Source organism: Shewanella sp. S23-S33 (assembly GCF_043359565.1).
Classification (GTDB): domain Bacteria; phylum Pseudomonadota; class Gammaproteobacteria; order Enterobacterales; family Shewanellaceae; genus Shewanella; species Shewanella oncorhynchi.
This window is the reverse complement of sequence record NZ_JBHFFD010000071.1, coordinates 1-18921: the sequence shown is the minus strand read 5'-3', so window position 1 is coordinate 18921 and position 18921 is coordinate 1. Positions and strand designations below refer to the sequence as shown.

The 18921-nt window shown below is 47.0% G+C and carries 15 protein-coding genes; 2 read left to right on the top strand and 13 right to left on the bottom strand.

Translation table 11 applies throughout. From position 1 onward, the window contains the following. Positions 1 to 9: 9 nt before the first annotated feature. From ACHA99_RS20515 to ACHA99_RS20455, 13 genes are all read right to left on the bottom strand, one after another. Positions 10 to 1593, bottom strand: a complete 1584-nt coding sequence (locus tag ACHA99_RS20515) for a methyl-accepting chemotaxis protein (RefSeq protein ID WP_393944687.1) — start codon at positions 1591 to 1593, stop codon at positions 10 to 12. Between the two features lie 449 nt (positions 1594 to 2042). Continuing rightward, positions 2043 to 3026 carry a formate dehydrogenase subunit gamma gene (locus ACHA99_RS20510; RefSeq protein ID WP_131525797.1) on the bottom strand — a complete coding sequence of 328 codons (984 nt, stop codon included), beginning with the start codon at positions 3024 to 3026 and terminating at the stop codon, positions 2043 to 2045. 79 nt (positions 3027 to 3105) lie between these two features. After that, a complete protein-coding gene (fdh3B, locus tag ACHA99_RS20505; protein ID WP_105250558.1) occupies positions 3106 to 3675 on the bottom strand; it encodes a formate dehydrogenase FDH3 subunit beta in 570 nt (189 codons plus the stop codon). 29 nt (positions 3676 to 3704) lie between these two features. Further along, complete coding sequence (locus ACHA99_RS20500; protein WP_131525790.1) at positions 3705 to 6557, bottom strand: molybdopterin-dependent oxidoreductase; 2853 nt, start codon at positions 6555 to 6557, stop codon at positions 3705 to 3707. Positions 6558 to 6574: 17 nt separating this feature from the next. Further along, positions 6575 to 6775 (bottom strand): twin-arginine translocation signal domain-containing protein, encoded by a 201-nt coding sequence (locus ACHA99_RS20495; protein ID WP_253989766.1) that lies wholly within the window; start codon positions 6773 to 6775, stop codon positions 6575 to 6577. 396 nt (positions 6776 to 7171) lie between these two features. Then, a complete protein-coding gene (locus ACHA99_RS20490; protein ID WP_393944684.1) occupies positions 7172 to 8200 on the bottom strand; it encodes a formate dehydrogenase subunit gamma in 1029 nt (342 codons plus the stop codon). Positions 8201 to 8249: 49 nt separating this feature from the next. Further along, the gene (gene fdh3B / locus ACHA99_RS20485; protein WP_006083566.1) at positions 8250 to 8846 is read right to left on the bottom strand and encodes a formate dehydrogenase FDH3 subunit beta; all 597 of its coding nucleotides are present in this window, start codon (positions 8844 to 8846) and stop codon (positions 8250 to 8252) included. Between the two features lie 26 nt (positions 8847 to 8872). Then, entirely contained in the window at positions 8873 to 11725 is a 2853-nt protein-coding gene (locus tag ACHA99_RS20480) for a formate dehydrogenase subunit alpha (protein ID WP_113940319.1), read from the bottom strand. A gap of 24 nt (positions 11726 to 11749) precedes the next feature. After that, a complete protein-coding gene (locus ACHA99_RS20475) occupies positions 11750 to 11941 on the bottom strand; it encodes a twin-arginine translocation signal domain-containing protein (protein WP_113940320.1) in 192 nt (63 codons plus the stop codon). Positions 11942 to 12118: 177 nt separating this feature from the next. Then, the gene (locus ACHA99_RS20470; RefSeq protein WP_113940321.1) at positions 12119 to 12796 is read right to left on the bottom strand and encodes a molecular chaperone; all 678 of its coding nucleotides are present in this window, start codon (positions 12794 to 12796) and stop codon (positions 12119 to 12121) included. A gap of 10 nt (positions 12797 to 12806) precedes the next feature. Next, entirely contained in the window at positions 12807 to 14468 is a 1662-nt protein-coding gene (locus ACHA99_RS20465) for a 4Fe-4S binding protein (protein WP_393944718.1), read from the bottom strand. Between the two features lie 189 nt (positions 14469 to 14657). Then, on the bottom strand, positions 14658 to 15335 hold the full coding sequence (locus tag ACHA99_RS20460) for a DUF3306 domain-containing protein (protein ID WP_393944681.1): 678 nt from the start codon (positions 15333 to 15335) through the stop codon (positions 14658 to 14660). After that, positions 15335 to 15799, bottom strand: a complete 465-nt coding sequence (locus tag ACHA99_RS20455; RefSeq protein ID WP_105250549.1) for a DUF3305 domain-containing protein — start codon at positions 15797 to 15799, stop codon at positions 15335 to 15337. Before ACHA99_RS20455 ends, ACHA99_RS20460 begins: the two co-directional genes overlap by 1 nt. A gap of 337 nt (positions 15800 to 16136) precedes the next feature. Here ACHA99_RS20455 and ACHA99_RS20450 point away from each other — a divergent pair, with 337 nt between their 5' ends. Further along, complete coding sequence (locus ACHA99_RS20450; RefSeq protein ID WP_263182718.1) at positions 16137 to 17009, top strand: formate dehydrogenase accessory sulfurtransferase FdhD; 873 nt, start codon at positions 16137 to 16139, stop codon at positions 17007 to 17009. 69 nt (positions 17010 to 17078) lie between these two features. Beyond that, positions 17079 to 17984 carry a helix-turn-helix transcriptional regulator gene (locus ACHA99_RS20445; RefSeq protein WP_006083558.1) on the top strand — a complete coding sequence of 302 codons (906 nt, stop codon included), beginning with the start codon at positions 17079 to 17081 and terminating at the stop codon, positions 17982 to 17984. Positions 17985 to 18921 lie beyond the last annotated feature (937 nt).

Below are 18921 nucleotides of genomic sequence, written 5' to 3'. Positions count from 1 at the left end.
AGCCTAAACCTAAAGCTTAAAATGCGAGACCACGCCGACGAGTTGTTCCTTCGTCGCGGCCAAAGAGGTTGCGCTATTGAGGGTGGCTTTACCGCTTTGATTCAGTTCATCGACCATTTCACTAATGGTGGTCAGATTACGGTTTATCTCTTCGGTCACAGCGCTTTGCTCTTCTGCTGCGGTGGCGATTTGATTACTGAGCCCATTAATATCGAACACATAAGTGGTCAGGGTATCAAGGTTTTCTGTCACTAGATTGGTGGTATCGGCGGCTTGCTGGCAACTGTGTTTAGTTTGCTCCATTGCGGTTACGGCGGCATTGGCACCAAGATAAAGTTGTTCCAGCATCTGGTTGATTTCTGCGGTACTTGCTTGCGTGCGCGCGGCCAGTGAGCGAACTTCATCGGCGACAACAGCAAAGCCTCGACCTTGTTCACCTGCACGGGCGGCTTCGATGGCTGCATTAAGCGCTAGCAGATTGGTTTGATCGGCAATTTCACCTATTACATTCAAAATCGCGGCGATATGACGGGTATTTTCGTTCATATCATTAATCGCATCAGCGGCGACATCGACTTTAGCGACCAAGGCAATCACAGTGTTGGCAGCTTGTTCAACGGCTTTCTTCGATTTATCCGCTTGCGCATTTGCTTGTTGAGTAAACTGGGCTGTAGATGCTGCATCACCCGCGACATTATGGGCCGTGGCGCTCATTTCAGTCATGGCTGTCACGACTTGGTCTGTTTCGACGGCGTGGATTTGCAGTGCATGATTATTGGCATTCGACTGCACATTCAATTGTCCTATTTGGTCGGACATATGATCTGAGGCTTGGGCAATTTCAGACATAATTTCACGTAGATTACCTATCACGCTGTCGAGATCTTCTGCGAGTGAGCAGAGCTCATTTTGTCCTTTAATATTTGTTTTATGAGTTAGGTCGCCATGGGCAAGACGTTCCATTACCCGTTTTATCTCATTGATTATGTGGACGAGTTGTTTACTCATAATGAGGGCGCTAAAGAGTGACGCTATAATCGCGAACAAGATCAATCCCAGTAGGATGCTTTCTGTTGAGGTGACTTTATCTTCAGCTTGTTTGCCTAACTCATGATTTCTCTGAGTGATCAGCGTGACTAATTGGTTGATTTGATTACTGACCTTAGGCCCGAGCGCAGCACGCTCAGCGGTTAGTTCAGGTACTGCTCCAGTTTGTTTAGCGAGTGCCAGTTCTTCTTGGTAGAGACGAACATAATGTTCTGTTTGTGGCAAAAGTGTGTTAATAGCTTGAGCATCAGCGCCCATGAAGTCGGTATTAAATTTGGTCAGTTGAGAGACGAGTTGTGCGACATTATGTTGTTGATCTGCGATAGCTTTACCGTTGTGGACTAAGGTGGCTAAGCGCAGCTCAAAAAAGGATTCTCGTACTGTAGTGAAAGTTTCTGCGAGCTGAGTGTTGTCGACTAGGCTTTTACTGGTCTCACCGAGTTCGTTAAAACTGCGATAGCACGAAATACCTATGATGATCAGTAAGATACTTGTAAACACTGATGGCAATGCCGTCAATGTACTGGTTTTGGCATTTTTAAACATGGTGACCTTCTAGGATAAAAAGCAGCAATGCGTAATTTAATTACGCTATAGGTAATTTTAGCGTGCGCGTGAGCTAGCCAGCAAGAGAGTATTTTATGGAAATGTCTACTAAGATACTGTTTTTAATTGAATTGTTTTATTGGTGTTGCATCTGGTTGGTTGCTAAGTTACGAAATGTTGTGTTGTTTAAATTCAACTTTTATCTAGATGATTGTTTTTATTATTAAATAACTATGATACATGCAATTTTTTTACAGTGATTTAGCATTTAAATTGGTCTTTGTGATCTCGTACTCAAATGCTACAAATGATTCAAAATGTAATTTAGACATATACTTAAAGCCGATGACTCATGCTGAAATAAAAGCCCCCGCCAGTAGTGATTGACGGGGGCTCTACGTTTGCTAGTGGCTAAGTATTTTTGGAATACCTACAACTAGATTCCAGTCTTATTCTTTATATTTAAGCGTGCCGTTGGCTTTGATTTCATCAAACCATAGGTTGTGATGTTGGCTTGCCCAGTTTTCATCACAGTAGCCTGACACCATACATTCCATACCACCTTCTGACATCACAGTTGCCATGAAGATGTGTACGATAGAGAAAGCACAGATCACGATAGCGCTCACTGAATGCAGTACCAGGGCGATCAAGCTTAATGTACGGCTTGGCTCGAACAGGTTAGGGAAGAGTAATAACATGCCCGAGGCTGAAATGACTAATCCAAACAGGGCAAATGCCCAGAACCACATTTTCTCACCCGCGTTAGCAAAACCTGCATCTGGGTGCTTACCTTTGAACGGACCAAAGTTAATGTAACCGCCTACTACCATGAACCACTTTACGTCGTACATTTTTGGCAGTTGGTTTTTCGCCCATAGGGTGGTCATCAATGCCCAACCTATCATGAAGGGAATCGCCATCACGTCATGGATTTGCTTCGCGCCATAGACGATTGCTTCCCAGATGCCTTCGCCCAACCAAGGTTGGAAGAAGAAGCGACCAGCCAGCAAGGTTAAGCCTGTTAAAATCAACAGTAAGCATGGAATCGCGCCTAACCAGTGGATTGAAACATCAAACTTAGACCAGCGATGCACTAACTTGCCTGAAAAACCATGGTGCAGCTTGGAGATGCCATTCACCTTGATAAATAGGACAAAGATAATGATCATACCGAATAGTGCTGCCATTAAGGCGGGCGCTAACCAGTCGCTACGCAGCGCTAATACCCGTAAATCATAGGTATTGATCGGCTGAGCATGAAACTCACTTTGGGAGGTAGTGTATCCCGTGGCACCATCCTTCAGTTGCGCCCAAATTTGGGCATCAGACTGTTGAACTTGATTCGCCAGTTCATCACCACCATTGGCTATACACACAGCACTAAATAACAGTGCTATGGCTAAGCCTATGTGTTTGAACCATTTGTTCATCATACATCCTCTCTCACTTAGTCGCGCCCACCTAGATAGGCGCTAAGCTAAGTCTGTGGACAGATCCTGTTGACCTGAATTAATTCCAAGCCGCGTTTTTAGCACCACGATAAGCCACACGCTCACGGAAGATGCTTGAAACCACTTCGGCATCACCCGCTAACAGGGCTTTAGTCGCGCACAGTTCTGCACACATAGGCAGTTTGCCTTCGGCAATACGGTTTGAACCGTATTTTTGGCGTTCTGCATCTGAGTGGTTTTCTTCTGGGCCACCAGCACAGAAGGTACATTTATCCATCTTACCGCGGCTACCAAAGGCACCTTTTTTCGGGAACTGAGGTGCGCCAAATGGACAGGCGTACAGGCAGTAACCGCAACCAATACAGGCATCTTTGTCGTGTAGCACTATACCGTCGTCGGTTCTGTAGAAGCAGTTTGCTGGGCAAACCGCCATACAAGGTGCATCTGAGCAATGCATACAGGCGACAGAGATTGAGGCTTCACCACGTTGACCATCGTTGATTGTCACTACGCGGCGGCGTTGGATACCCCACTCGAGAGCGGAGTCGTTTTCGTTTTTACAGGCAGTGACACAACCGTTACATTCGATGCAGCGCTTGGTATCACACAAAAATTTCATTGTAGCCATAATGGCAATTCTCCTAGCTTAAGCTGCACTTACGCTTTAACAATCTGACAGAGTGATGCCTTGGTTTCCTGCATTTGTGTCACAGGGTCATAACCATAGGTCAGCGCAGTGTTACAAGATTCACCAATAACGTAAGGCACTGTACCCTCTGGATAATTAGGCGCTAAACTTTCTCCGTGCATCACACCCGCAAAGTGGTATGGCATAAAGGTAACGCCGGGTTTTACCCTTGGGGTAACCATGGCTTGCACCTTAATACGGCCACCTTCGGCGCCTTCTAACCAGACGTCTTCACCGTTACGAATGCCGCGATCGGCAGCGTCGGCAGGGCTTATCTCAACGAACATTTCCTGTTGAAGTTCAGCCAGCCAAGGGTTGGAGCGAGATTCTTCACCACCACCTTCGTATTCAACCAGACGACCCGATGTCAGTACCAGCGGGTACTTGCCGCTCATGTCTTTGTCTTGGATAGACTTATACAGAGTAGGGAGACGGTGTACTTGCATGTCGTCATAGGTTGGGTATTTCGCCACTAAGTCACGACGTGCTGTGTATAACGGTTCACGGTGTACAGGGACTTGATCAGGGAAAGTCCATACAATACAACGAGCTTTAGCATTACCAAAGGGGATACAACCGTGCTTGATCGCCACGCGCACTATGCCGCCTGACAAATCTGTTTTCCAGTTTTTACCTTCGGCTTCCGCTTTTTCCTCTGCCGTAAGATCATCCCACCAACCCAATTGTTTGAGCATATCGGCAGTAAATTCAGGGTAACCGTCTTGAATTTCAGCGCCTTTAGAATAAGTGCCATCGGCTAAAATGCTTTGACCCTTATATTCAACACCGTAACGGGCGCGGAAGTTACCACCGCCGTCTTTAACGTGTTTGGCTTGGTTATAGAGGATTTGAGTGCCAGGGTGCTTAGCTTCTGGCGTGCCCCAACATGGCCAAGGTAAACCGTAGGTTTCGCCTTTAGCTGGGCCGCCTGCGGCTTCCAACGTCTTGTTGCTGAAAGTGCCCCAGTTTTGGGTGTGTAACTTGATACGCTCAGGGCTTTGACCTGTCATACCGATAGTCCACATACCGCGGTTGATTTCACGGGTGATTTCTTCAATCACAGGTAAACCATTTTCAATCGCGATGCGTTTAGTGTACTGCTCGGCAATACCCAGTTTTTGGGCCAAACGGTACATGATTTCGATGTCGGTTTTAGACTCGAACAGTGGCTCGATGACTTGCTCACGCCACTGGATAGAACGGCCTGAGTTAGATACTGAACCGTGAGTCTCAAACTGAGTTGCCGCAGGCAGCAGATATACGCCATTCTTACGACGGTGCATAACACCTGCCATCGTTGGGAATGGGTCGACAACGACGACTGTGTCCATCTTGTCTAAGGCATCACGCACTTCACGCTGACGGGTTTCAGTGTTGACCGATTGTCCCCAGAAAAACGCCATACGGATATTATCTTTCTGCGCTAACTTGCTCTTATCTTCTAACACACCATCGTGCCAACGAGAACAAGGGATACCCGGTGTCGTCATTGGATCTTTGCCAAGGTAGGCTGTTTGATCGAAACGACCTTTCACCCATGCCATGTCCAGATCCCAAACATGGGTCCAGTGACTCCATGCTGCTGAGGTCAAACCGTAGTAACCGGGTAAGTTATCAAATAATAAACCTAAGTCAGTTGCGCCTTGTACGTTATCGTGGCCACGGAAAATGTTAGTGCCGCCACCTGAAACGCCCATGTTGCCCAGTGCTAATTGCAGAATACAATAAGCGCGAGTGTTGGCATTACCCACGTGGTGTTGAGTTCCACCCATACACCAAATCACAGTGCCAGGACGGTTATCAGCCATTAATTTAGCCGCTTGATAAACCTCGGCTTCGCTCACACCAGTGATGTTTTCGACTTCTTTAGGTGGGAATTTCTTCACTTCAGCACGGATACTTTCCATCTCGAATACGCGGTGCTTGATAAAGGTTTTATCTTCCCAACCATTTTCAAAAATGTGCCATAACATACCGTAAATAAAAGGAATGTCAGTGCCTGGGCGAATTGCACAATGCAAGTCTGAATGCGCTGCAGTGCGAGAGAAACGTGGGTCAACGACGATGATTTTGGCGTTGTTTCTTTCTTTAGCGATCAGAATATGTTGCATCGAAACGGGATGCGCTTCTGCTGGGTTTGCCCCGATCAGGAAGATGGCATGAGCATTCTGGATATCGTTGAAAGAGTTAGTTTGCGCACCGTAGCCCCAAGTGTTAGCAACACCGGCTACCGTGGTAGAGTGACAAATACGAGCTGAATGGTCGACGTTGTTTGTGCCCCACATAGCCGCCAACTTGCGGTACATGTAACAACCTTCGTTAGAAAACTTAGCGCTACCCATGAAGTACACTGAGTCTGGGCCAGATTCTTTACGAATGTTGAGCATTTGGTCGCCAACTTCGTTAATAGCATCTTCCCAAGAGATTTTTTTCCACTTGCCATCAACCAACTTCATTGGATATTTCAGGCGTTTTTCACCATGACCATGCTCACGCAGTGCAGCACCTTTCGCGCAGTGACCGCCAGCGTTGAATGGGTGGTCAAATGCGGGTTCTTGGCCCGTCCACACACCATTTTGTACTTCGGCATACAGGCCACAACCGACGGCGCAGGCACTACAAATAGTACGTTTGATTTCGATTGGCGCATCATGCGGCACTTCTTTGGCTTCGACACGACGCATCATGCCTGTGCCCATCAGAGATGCTGCGGCAATACCACCTGTGGCGATACCTGCGTGCTTCATAAATTGACGACGGCTGATGCCTAACGCCGGTTTGTCTGCCACTGTGGCAACATTGGACTTGCGAGTTAACTTCATCGCTGACTTCTCCTAGATTAGCTGCGCAAGCTATCGTAATAGCTGCTGATATGCGCAGTTTCGTGGTAACCCTTTGACTCTTTAGTGGTTACCTTGCTGCTCTCGCTGGCCTGTGCCACGCTCATGCCGGTTGCGGCAATGGCGGCACCCGCTACGCTGCCGACGGTGAGCGCTTTGAGCAAAGATCGGCGAGATAAATCGCTGGGTTGCTGCTTCATGCTGACTCCTGAAATTAGGGTTTAGTTTTTGAGATCGCACGGCTTTTTGTGGGGTTCATCTTGTTATCAAAAAGTGAAGATTAGCGGCGAAAAAGATAATGAAATCATCTTGTTTACCATCAATCATCGCGCGTGACGGCAATATAGTAGGAAAGGGTTGAGTAGGAATTGATCTAGGACAGTTTGCAGCCCTGAAATCGGCGGCCGTTCTCTTAAAGCGTTAACTCGCTCATAGTTTAGTGAATTACTGGGGAGGATGGCGTTGGCGGATTTTTGTATCTCGCTGTTTCAGTTGTTAATTTTTTGTGCTTTTGAATTAATGCTATGGGTATCAGGGCGAATAAAAAACACCCCGCGATGCGGGGTGTTTTGAGAATGTAAAAGCTGCGGTTTAACTTAGTCTTTATACTTTAAGCTGCCGTTGGCTTTGATTTCGTCATACCAGAGATTATGGTGCTGGATTGCCCAGTTTTCATCACAATAGCCTGACTTCATACACTCCATACCGCCTTCGCTCAGTACGGTCGCCATCCAAATATGCACTATAGTAAAGGCAATCAAGATAATGGCGCTGATAGAGTGGATCAGCAGCGCGCCCATAGAGGCTTCGCGGGGTAAATCCAAGCCTGGTAATACCAACATGATGCCAGATACGCTGATGAATAAACCAAACAACATCAGGGTCCAGAACCACATTTTTTCACCGGCGTTGGCAAACCCACTGTCAGGGTGCTTACCTTTGAACGGGCCAAAGTTGATATAACCACCTACCACTAAAAACCATTTCAAATCATACATCTTGAAGGTTTGTAACGGCATCCATTTCACCACACATACAGCCCAAGCCGCGATAAAAATGGGACCTGCCCAATCGTGGATTGTTTTGCTGCCATAGATCAATGGCGCCCAAAGGTCGGGGCCTAACATTGGCTGTATGACATGCTTACCTAACATTATGGTTAGACCGGTAAACATCAGTGCCAGACAGCTGCTCGCCATGATCCAATGGATCCACAGATCCGCCTTTGACCAGCGCGAAACCATCTTGCCTGAAAAGCCATGACTCAGTTTTGATGGACCATTCACCAGATAAAAAAATAAGAAAGCACCAAACACACCTACCACGGCTAGCGCCATGACTGGGGTTAAGTATTCATTTCTCAGTTCTTTACCTTGGTTACCGGCAACGTTAATCAACACCCCAGTATCTATTCCTTTGGCAGTGGTATAGCCGGCATCGCCTGCTTTTACCGCTCGCCAAAGATCGGCATCGCTGGTTTGCGCTTTCGCCTGTTGTTGACTCGATTGCTGATCACTTGCGTGTACTGGGTTTGAGCTCATGACTGAACCTAATCCCAATCCCATGACGAGCACCAACAGAGCAAACAGACTGCGCAGTGATTTGTTTAACTGTTTGTTTAACATTTTCACTCCTTGCCAGAGGTTAGGGATTTCTCCCTAACCCTCGCTCTGCTTAGTTAATCTCACCTGTCTTGGGGTTGTAACCCCAAATCACGTTAGGATTGCCTCGAGAGGCCATACGTTGACGGTAAATGTTTGATACCACTTCCGCATCACCTGCGAGCAGCGCTTTAGTAGAACAAAGCTCAGCACACATAGGTAACTTGCCCTCAGCAATACGGTTGGCGCCGTATTTTTTACGCTCGGCTTCGGAGAAGGTTTCTTCTGGGCCACCGGCACAGAAAGTACACTTGTCCATCTTGCCACGACTACCAAAGGCAGTCTTTTTCGGGAATTGCGGTGCACCAAATGGGCAAGCATAGAAGCAATAACCACAACCGATACAAGTATCTTTGTTGTGTAGCACTATGCCGTCTTCGGTACGGTAGAAACAATCTGCCGGACATACGGCCATGCAGGGAGCGTCAGTACAGTGCATACAAGCTACTGAAATTGAGGCTTCGCCAGGTAGACCATCGTTGATCGTCACCACGCGGCGACGTTGAATTCCCCACTCGAGAGCGGAGTCGTTTTCGTTCTTACATGCAGTGACGCAACCGTTACACTCGATGCAGCGCTTGGTGTCACACAGAAATTTCATGACTGCCATAATGGCTTATCTCCTCATCAAGTAGGTTAGGCTTTGCTGATTTGGCATAGGCTGGACTTAGTTTCTTGCATCTGAGTCACAACGTCGTAGCCATAAGTTAAAATGGTGTTTGCAGATTCGCCTATCACGTAAGGCACAGTGCCTTCAGGATAGTTTTTCGCTAGGCTTTCGCCTTCAAACACACCAGCAAAGTGGTATGGCATAAAACATTCACCAGCAATAACGCGCGGTGTCACCATAGCCTTAACCGTGATTTTGGCGCCTTCTGGACCATGAACAAAAACATTGTCACCGTCGCGAATACCGCGATCCGCTGCATCTGCAGGGTTCATTTCGATGAACATTTCTTGTTGTAGTTCAGCTAACCAAGGGTTAGAACGGGATTCTTCACCACCACCTTCATATTCCACTAGGCGGCCTGATGTGAGTGCCAATGGGAAGTCTTTAGCAAAATCCTTGTCTTGAATTGACTTATACAGTGTCGGTAAACGTGCAACCATACGATCTTCGTAGGTGGGGTATTTAGCGACTAAGTCACGACGAGGCGTGTAAAGTGGTTCGCGGTGGCGTGGAATATCGTCTGGGAATGTCCATACAATACAACGAGCTTTAGCGTTACCGTAAGGGATACAGCCGTGCTTGATAGCAACACGTTGGATACCGCCGGAAATGTCAGTTTTCCAGTTTTTGCCTTCGGCGTGTTTTTTCTCGTTTTCGGTAAGGTCATCCCACCAACCTAATTGCTTAAGCATATCGGCGGTAAATTCAGGATAGCCATCTTGGATCTCACTGCCTTTAGAGTAAGTACCTTCGGCAAGAATATTATTGCCTTCATGTTCCACACCATAGCGAGCACGGAAGTTACCGCCACCGTCTTTCACATGTTTGGCTTCGTTATACAGAATCTGGGTACCAGGATGTTTCATCTCTGGTGTGCCCCAACATGGCCAAGGTAAGCCGTAGGTTTCGCCTTTGGCAGGACCGCCGGGGGCTTCTAGGCTGTCAGCATCAAAAGTACCCCAGTTTTCTTGGTGCATTTTTAAACGCTCTGGGCTTTGTCCGGTATAACCGATAGTCCACATACCTGTGTTAAATTCGCGGGTGATATCTTCAATCAAAGGCTCTTCACCATTGACTTTAATATGCTTGAATAGCTCTTTATCTATACCCACTTTTTTGGCGAGTTTGTACATGATCACATGATCAGGCAGGGATTCGAACAGGGGCTCTATGACCTTAGAACGCCATTGTACTGAGCGGTTAGTCGCAGAGATTGAACCGTAGGTTTCAAACTGGGTTGCCGCAGGAAGTAAATAAACCCCATCTTGACGTTGGTGCATAACACCCGCCATGGTTGGGAATGGATCGACAACGACGACGGTGTCCATTTTGTTTAAGGCTTCACGCACTTCACGGCCACGGGTTTCAGTGTTGACCGATTGTCCCCAGAAGAACGCCAGACGAATATTGTCTTTTTGCGCTATCTTGGTTTTATCTTCTAACACGCCATCGTGCCAGCGCGAACAAGGAATACCCGCAGAGGTTTGCGGTTTTTGTCCTAGATATTCGCCTTGATCGAAACGGCTCGCTACCCAATTAGGGTCGAGATCCCACACATTATTCCAATGGGCCCAAGCGCCAGTCGTTAAACCGTAGTAACCCGGTAAGTTATCAAATAACAAACCAAAGTCGGTTGCGCCTTGCACGTTATCATGGCCGCGGAAAATGTTAGTGCCGCCGCCAGGTACACCCATGTTGCCCAGTGCTAACTGTAAAAGACAGTAGGAGCGAGTGTTAGAGTTACCCACGTGGTGCTGAGTACCACCCATACACCAAATAATGGTTCCGGGTTTGGTTTCAGCCATCATTTTGGCGACGCGGTACATCTGCGCCTTTGGTACACCCGCAACTAACTCAACTTCTTCAGGGGTATACTTCTTCACTTCCTCGCGGATACGATCCATGCCATAGACACGGTGTTTGATAAACTCTTTATCTTCCCAGCCGTTTTCAAATATGTGCCATAACAGGCCATAAATGAAGGGGATGTCTGTGCCCGGACGGATATGTACGTACTCGTCAGATTTCGCTGCAGTACGGGTGAAACGTGGATCAACAACGATGATTTTGGCACCGCGTTCTTTACCAATCAAAATATGCTGCATGGCAACAGGATGCGCTTCACTGGGGTTTGCCCCAATAAACATGATGCACTTAGAGTTGCGAATATCGTTGATTGAGTTGGTTTGCGCACCGTAGCCCCAAGTGTTAGCAACACCGGCTACGGTGGTAGAGTGACAAATACGTGCAGAATGGTCGACGTTGTTCGTGCCCCACAGTGCCGCGAATTTGCGATATAAATAAGCTTGTTCGTTAGAGAACTTAGCGCTACCCATAAAGTAGACCGAATCTGGGCCTGACTCTTGACGAATTGAAGCCATTTTATCGCCGACTTCATTAATCGCTTGATCCCAAGAGATCTTTTTCCATTTTCCGCCTTCTAACTTCATGGGGTATTTCAGGCGTTTTTCGCCATGACCATGTTCACGCAGTGCAGCACCTTTCGCGCAGTGACCGCCAGCGTTGAACGGGTGATCGAATGCGGGTTCTTGACCCGTCCATACACCATTTTGTACTTCTGCATACACACCACAACCTACGGCACAGTGAGAACAGATGGTACGTTTGACTTCGGTGGGAACATTATGGCCAATATCTTCTTGGGCCTGTGCTTTACGCATCATGCCTGTGCCCAGCATGGACGCCGCAGCGATCCCTCCTGTGGCAAGACTTGCCGATTTTAAGAACTGACGACGATTGAGACCCAGTGCTGGCGCTTTAGCTTCGACAACCTGGTCTGTTTTGCGGGTTAATCGCATCACACACTCTCCTCTATTTTAGTTTTAAAGCGACGCATAATAGCTACGAATATGGTCGGTTTCGCGGTAGTTCTCACTTTTAGGCTCTGTGGTTGCTGCCGTTTTTGTCGAAGCTAACGCTTGACTACTCACAGTGACCACTGCGCCTGCCGCACTGCCGAGTGCCAATGCTTTAAGCAATTGACGACGGCCCATGTCGGAAGCTGGCTTCTTCATAGTGTCTCCTTGTGTTACGGGATAAGGTGGTACAAACGGCTACCACCTCGGTTATTGTGGAAGCCTAAGCTTCCGTTATTGTTGCGAAGGTGAACATTAATCCCACCTTCGCAGTTTGAACTCATCTCTAACATTTACATTTAGCACGCACATGCCGTGCTATCACTCAGTTTAGTCTTAGTTCATTAACTCTACTGGTTTTGCTAAATCGCTGGTGGCTGGCTGTAAGTCTGCGCTGCCTGGGCAATTGACTGGAATATCTAAGCTTAATTGCTCAAAAGCACTGGCTTCCATTGCAAAAAAAGCTTTTGCTAGCTGTGCAACCGTGGCGTAAAACGCCGCACTTGGCGCCTTGGCTAAATTGTCGCAAAAACGGCCAATCCAGCTGCCGATATGGCGTTGGTAAAAAGCCAATTGGCGATAACTTGGCGCTTCTAAAATCAGGGTACCCATCACTTCACACAGTGCTGCAACGTGATCTTCGGGTTCCTTGACGTTGTCTTCGCGTTCAAACCCCAGTTGCATTAAGTCTTGGCGTAGCAATGCCAGTGGTTTATCCATCAATGAGCCCGTCATAAACCAGCTGCCGTAGGGCAGGATCTCACCGCAACCTACACCGAGGAACAGGGCAAAATACTCGTCTTCTAGTTGTGCGCTGTTGAACTGCTGTGCGGCGAGTTGGAGTGATAACCAAGCTTTAGTCATCTCGTTGTCTTCATTGGCATCAATTTCAAGATTGGCCAAAAAGTGTAGCAGTTCAGGGCTTGGCTGACGGCGCAATAGGGCGGCTAACAGTTGATAGATATCGGCTCTCAACTGATCGTTTTCTGAAACTTGTCTTACTGATTCGGTCATAGCGGATCTCTTATCGCAGTTGCTTTTCAGGATCTTGAAGAATGTCTTCAAACATGTCTTTTACCCGGCAGTCGCCACACATTTTCAAGCGTTCAATATTGGCAGAAAATGCGCTGTGCGCGCCGACCATATCCAGCATCCGATGCACCATAGATTGGGTCGCAAAAGGAGAGCCGCAGCGAATACATTCGAAGGGGGCTTCTTCTTTCAGGGTGTGTTGTTGCTGACGGGCAGCTTTATCAAAGTTAATTTGTGGCGTAAGGCTTATCACTTTTTCAGGACACGCTGCCTCACATAAACCGCATTGCACGCAGTTTTGCTCGATGAAGTGTAGTGCAGGTTTGTCGCCACCATCTTGTAATGCCATCGTGGGACAAATTGCCACGCAGGACATACACATAGTGCACTTTTCTACATTCACACTGACTTTGCCAAAGGGAATATTGTTGAGGCTAAGGCAAGTATCAATTTCACCCGCTTGGCTATTGAGGTGATCTATCGCTTCAAATAGCGTGTTGCGTTTAGTGGTCGAGGCAAATGCAGCGGGCACGATCACGGGCCAATCTAAGCTGATATCGAGCATCGAATCTAAATCGGCAAGCATGCTCGGGTCGATGAGGCTAATGCGTTGTGGCTGGCCCATTTCATCTAAAATGCTATTGGCTAACGACAGTTCGCCTTTAAGCATTTGCGTTAGGGTTGGCGCTGTTGCGTCTGTGTTGAGGATCAGCACTTGGCGCGCGCCCCAAGCGAGTACTGACAACCAATGATCTACGCTAGCAACGGTAATTTCTTCGAGGGCAACGGGGATGATGTCGCCTGCTAAATCGTCACTAATAAAGTTGGCGCCGACGGCATTATCGTGGAACAAGATCACTGGTGCGGTTTGTGCTTGCTCGCGGAACCGACTAACGATTTTGTTCAGGTATGAATGCAAAGCTTGCGGCGTAGGTAAATCGTAACTGATGGCACCCGTTGGGCAAGCGCTGGTACAACTGCCTGCGCCATGGCAAAGATATGGATCGATTTCAATTTTCTTTGCGACACTGCTGATCGCATCTGCTGGACAGAAGTTGAGGCAACGATTACAACCATTGATGCCGTTACGGTCGTGGGCACAAATATCTGGGTTGATTTTGACGTAGCGAGGCTTGTCGAATTGGCCGACGAGATCGGGAATTTGCGCGAGGGCATCTTCGAGTTTCTCGGCGTCTTGGCCGACATAGAAATAACCGGGAGGTAGCATTTCTAAGTTCAAACAAGCTGCGCTGCTCAAATCGAGCACGATATCGAAATGGGGTTTACGGATTGACACTAAACTGAGTTCGGCTGCACCATCTTGATGTTCAACACTGACTTGAAATTGGCCTAAAAAGCCTTTTACGCCAATGAGTTTGTTGTAATAGCTTTCGACATCAGTTGCCGCTGCCATGACACGTTCTAGGTGCGCTTCATCTTGGCTGGTAATTGCTTCGTTGGCTAAAATCACCCTATGGGCCATAGTGGACAATTTGTCCGCGGCGAGGCGAGCCAGATCTTCTGGGCCAATAATAAGAACATTGCCTTCGGTGGTATAGCTGACAGTTGGCGGGATCAGATTCTGCAACATCTGAGTTTGCGTTAATACCTGTTGTCGCGCTTGTTTTAACGCTTCTTGGGTTTGATTGGTCATCAAATAAGTGCTCACATTGCGTTCCTGAACAGTACTTTGGCTGTTTCTTGTTTTACTGTATCTGGGCAGATTTAGGCGGCTGGTAATAAGTAAGTCATTGCCTTTTCTGCTTTTATCTAAGCTTTTTTATATCTTAGTACAGCAATTCACATACCAAAGTTACGGACATTAAAATTAGCTAAACTGACGTTAAACAACTCGGGTATGTGCCTGAGCTAAGGGCTCTGGTGCATTTTGGGGTAGGTCATCAGTCTCCCCATCCAAATTGTCCGTTATCGGCTCAACTGCCCATTCGATTTCGACTTCATTAGTCTCATGAGTTGTTGTTTCGCTTACATCAAGACTCTCGGATGGATTGCTTTCTTCAGTTTGTTTGGCTAAAGCAGCTGATTCTTCATCCGAGGTCTCACTGTCTTCGGCTATGTAACGGAAGACTTTTTGCATCAATTCAGCTGAGACTTCTGCACTGAGTTTCGGTTGATTACTGTAATCGAGTGCATATTCCAAAAGCCCATCTATCTCGTTGAAATGCGGTTGTTTCCACAGTGCACGTAGCGCTGCAGATTTAGCCGCAGGGTCAACATTGGCGCCCATAAAACTCGCAAAGCTGCCGCCTATTTCAATTTCGTCGGGATTGGGTAAATCCGCTGCAGTGAGGATGCGATTTGGATCGTCATGCTCTGCAGTATTAGGTTCAAAGGCTGACTCTGTGGGTTGAAGCTGCTCAACTGCCATAGTGGGCTCGGCTACGATGGTCTCCTGAGGTGTGATTTCCCCGTCTGCTCGCGCTTCCTCTGCTGCAACTTGTTCGCGCCGTTGGTTCCAGCGACTCAGTAGCCCGCCTGTTTTTTGTATGGATTCAGCCATTAGTCCCTCCGCAATGGATCGTGACTTGGGCCTTGATTATTACGGCCATCGACATGTTTACGGCGATGAGCGGCAATTTCGACTTCACCATATTGGGTGATAAAGGCTTCAATCCAACAAGCGATAGCTTTTGGCATCAATAAGTTGAGGACAGGGGTATTGCCCTCAAGGCAACCCGCCGCGACATTCTGATCCGCCGATAATGCCGCCGGTATCCAAGTGCCATCGGCCGTTTCATCACATACTAAATACAGCATGGCGTTATCTAAATCGAGATTGAGGCGATAGCTGGCGCGTTCGTCTTTGTGCAGTTCGAGTAGCACTAAGGTTGCATCGTCTGGGGCTTGATGGGTGGCGGGAAGTAGGTGATCAATTTCCCATTGTACTGAGGTCCAGCGGCCAACTTGCTTCTCTACTTTCTTGAGTGAAACGTACATAGGCCAAACACTAGTTGTATGTTGCATTGTCTCTCCGTCTCAGCCGTGTTGATGGACAAACCGTAGAGTGAACGGTTCGGTTTTACCAACAAATTGCGATAAAAGGTCACTGCAATATTGGTGCCAGTAAACATAGTGGATTAGTTTGAGCTAGATCATCAAAAACACCCTATAAATTGGACATTTTGTCCAGTACAGGATTTTGTTTGGGACATAAAAGGGCTAATGAAAAATCTGCATTGCGGCAGATCACGCATTTAACCCCAATTTTTATGTCTAGGTATAAATATTGCTATGCTCTGGCCATGACTCGTTAAGCGGTAACATTATGATCTCTGAAAATATCACTATTCCTGATTACAACATGAGCACAGATAGCGAAATAGCGGCAGCCAATCCTTCTCAAAAAACTCAGCATCAGTGTTCTTTTGTGAGAACTCAAGTGGAAGTACCGCTAACCATTGCTGTAAAAGCAGTGAATGAAGCCGGGGAAGTGATGGATAAATTTGTCGCCTGCGAACGTCCGCTTACCGTGTATTTGAACTGGCGACCAATAGTGACACTTATGACCCTAGGGGCGAAACCTGAGTCACTGGCGTTAGGTTATCTTAAGAACCAAGGCTTTATTTCGGATGTCAGTCTATTGGACTCGGTTATTGTCGATTGGGATGTGAGTTCTGCAGCCGTGGTTACCCGTGAACAAACCGCCGATCTGGATGAGAAACTCTCCGAAAAAACGGTGACATCAGGCTGTGGTCAAGGCACGGTTTATGGCAGTTTTATGCAAGATTTAGACGGCATCAATTTACCAACGCCAAGTCTTAAGCAAAGCACCCTTTATAGCTTATTGAAAAATATCAACGAATATAATGAAACCTATAAAAATGCGGGTGCTGTGCACGGTTGTGGCTTGTGCGAAGACGATAAAATTATGGCTTTCGTCGAGGATGTTGGCCGTCATAATGCCGTAGATACTTTGGCTGGGGATATGTGGCTGACTCAGGATCGCGGCGATAATAAGATATTTTATACCACTGGCCGCTTAACTTCGGAAATGGTGATTAAAGTCGCCAAAATGGGGATCCCTATATTGCTATCACGCAGTGGCGTGACTCAGATGGGCTTAGCACTAGCGCAGCAGTTGGGTATTACTATTATTGCCCGCGCTAAAGGTCGTCACTTTTTGGTGTACCACGGTAGTGAAAATCTGCAGTTTGATGCCAATACGGCTCCTTAGCCCCAAGTTAGCTAAGACAGTAATGCTAAGACTTACATGCAGTAACGAAGAATAAGACAAGGAAACAAGATGACGTCTGCCAGTGAATTGGTCTACATGAGCGCGAAGCAAGTGGCCGAGTATTTAGATCTTAATGAGAAAAAAGTCTACGCCATGGCTAATGACAGAATTCTCCCCGCCACTAAAATCACCGGTAAATGGCTATTTCCGAAAGTGTTAATCGACCGTTGGGTAATGGATTCTTGCCACAGTGGCATGCTGACCGACCGTTTATTGATCACTGGTAGTGACGATCCACTATTATCTATGCTGGTGGCGCGTTTGATGGCGCAAGTTGGTAGCCGTGAGTTGATAAGCTACAGCGCAACAGGTTCACGCTTAGGGTTAGAGTTGCTTGCTAAAGGTTATGCCGATGTGTGCACCTTACACTGGGGCAGCATGGAGGATCGCAATATCCGTCATCCAGCCTTACTTAAAGGGTATAACAATCATCAACAATGGATCATGGTGCACGGTTACTCCCGTCAGCAAGGGTTGATCATGCGTGCCGATATGCACCACAGATGCCAAGAAGAAGATAAAGTCGTGAACTTGCCTTGGCGTTGGGTGAGTCGTCAGGGGGGCGCGGGTAGCCAACAGCACTTAGAGCATTGGTTGTTAAAGCAAGGTGCTCGCTTAGATCAACTTAATGTCGTGCTAACTGCCTATAGTGAACGCGAGTTGGCGGGTTATATCGCTAGGGGGGATGCCGATATTGGTTTTGGTTGTCAATCTGTGGCTTTGGAAAGTGGTTTAAGTTTCGTGCCGCTGATTAAAGAGTCTTTCGATTTCGTTATGCCGCAAAGCATTTACTTCCGTCGTCAACTTCAACAACTTTTTACTATGTTGGCGAGCGGTCACTCGAGGCAAATGGCGGCACTACTTGGTGGCTATGATCTTACAGACTGTGGACAACTGCTATGGAGTGCGAGCTAATCCACTCAACTCGATAATGGATTAAGGTGAATAGAGTTGAATGGTCTCTGAACTACTTATTACTGCTACTACATGCTGATATCTAATGTAGTCAGCTACTAACGAATAAGTATCAAAGAGACCCTCTTTCTATTGCGGATTACGTCGTTTCGACTTTCTATGGTGGGTTGGTGGGAGGCAACTACTATATATAGGTAAAGTATCTTTATCGCCAAATACACTCAGAGTGTCATCTTCTTCTGTTGTTCCCCGTAATTCTCCCATAAACGACTCCATATAAAAGTGGAGGTGAGATATTCCGGTTCGAGCAGCCGTTATTCTCATTTAAATCTGATAGCATTCATGCTCATGATCCCTTTGTCTTGATACTGTACGCTGGTAATCAATTGGGCCAAATTACAGATAAAACGCTATTTTGTGGATAACTTTGGGGGTAAGTAGTGGGTATCTTGTGGCTAGATTGGGTAATTAGAATTAACTGCAAATTTCCTTAAAATAGGGGTTGCGCAAAATCTCCTGCTGCCTATAATGCGCATCCACTGACACGGCAGACAGCGTTAAGCAGCCTGATGTGACAGTTCATCGATGAGTTTACTGATTGATGAGTGTTGAGAAAGTTTGCAAAAACTCCTTGACGCAAAACGGGAAATGCGTAGAATACGCAGCCCTAGCCAACTGGAAGCGTTCGGCGCTCAGTGTGGTACTCAAGTTCTCTTACGGATATTGAGTTGCTCTTTAACAAGATAAAACAAGAAATCTGTGTGGACACTCACAGGTGTTGAGTTAATCGAAACTGCTTAACCTTCGGGTTGGCAGTCAAAAATTTAAATCAATGTAACAATGAGTGTTCATAGTAATATGTACAGTTTGTTTCTGCTTTTAAGTGGGAACAAAAAATCAGAATTCATTGAGCCGCTGAAGTCGCAAGACGGAAGCA

What these genes read in the sequence shown, in the direction of transcription:
- ACHA99_RS20515 (WP_393944687.1), bottom strand. Translation starts at nt 1,593, where the DNA reads ATGTTTAAAAATGCCAAAACCAGTACATTGACGGCATTGCCATCAGTG.
- ACHA99_RS20510 (WP_131525797.1), bottom strand. Translation starts at nt 3,026, where the DNA reads ATGAACAAATGGTTCAAACACATAGGCTTAGCCATAGCACTGTTATTT.
- fdh3B (WP_105250558.1), bottom strand. Translation starts at nt 3,675, where the DNA reads ATGGCTACAATGAAATTTTTGTGTGATACCAAGCGCTGCATCGAATGT.
- ACHA99_RS20500 (WP_131525790.1), bottom strand. Translation starts at nt 6,557, where the DNA reads ATGAAGTTAACTCGCAAGTCCAATGTTGCCACAGTGGCAGACAAACCG.
- ACHA99_RS20495 (WP_253989766.1), bottom strand. Translation starts at nt 6,775, where the DNA reads ATGAAGCAGCAACCCAGCGATTTATCTCGCCGATCTTTGCTCAAAGCG.
- ACHA99_RS20490 (WP_393944684.1), bottom strand. Translation starts at nt 8,200, where the DNA reads ATGTTAAACAAACAGTTAAACAAATCACTGCGCAGTCTGTTTGCTCTG.
- fdh3B (WP_006083566.1), bottom strand. Translation starts at nt 8,846, where the DNA reads ATGGCAGTCATGAAATTTCTGTGTGACACCAAGCGCTGCATCGAGTGT.
- ACHA99_RS20480 (WP_113940319.1), bottom strand. Translation starts at nt 11,725, where the DNA reads ATGCGATTAACCCGCAAAACAGACCAGGTTGTCGAAGCTAAAGCGCCA.
- ACHA99_RS20475 (WP_113940320.1), bottom strand. Translation starts at nt 11,941, where the DNA reads ATGAAGAAGCCAGCTTCCGACATGGGCCGTCGTCAATTGCTTAAAGCA.
- ACHA99_RS20470 (WP_113940321.1), bottom strand. Translation starts at nt 12,796, where the DNA reads ATGACCGAATCAGTAAGACAAGTTTCAGAAAACGATCAGTTGAGAGCC.
- ACHA99_RS20465 (WP_393944718.1), bottom strand. Translation starts at nt 14,468, where the DNA reads ATGACCAATCAAACCCAAGAAGCGTTAAAACAAGCGCGACAACAGGTA.
- ACHA99_RS20460 (WP_393944681.1), bottom strand. Translation starts at nt 15,335, where the DNA reads ATGGCTGAATCCATACAAAAAACAGGCGGGCTACTGAGTCGCTGGAAC.
- ACHA99_RS20455 (WP_105250549.1), bottom strand. Translation starts at nt 15,799, where the DNA reads ATGCAACATACAACTAGTGTTTGGCCTATGTACGTTTCACTCAAGAAA.
- ACHA99_RS20450 (WP_263182718.1), top strand. Translation starts at nt 16,137, where the DNA reads ATGAGCACAGATAGCGAAATAGCGGCAGCCAATCCTTCTCAAAAAACT.
- ACHA99_RS20445 (WP_006083558.1), top strand. Translation starts at nt 17,079, where the DNA reads ATGACGTCTGCCAGTGAATTGGTCTACATGAGCGCGAAGCAAGTGGCC.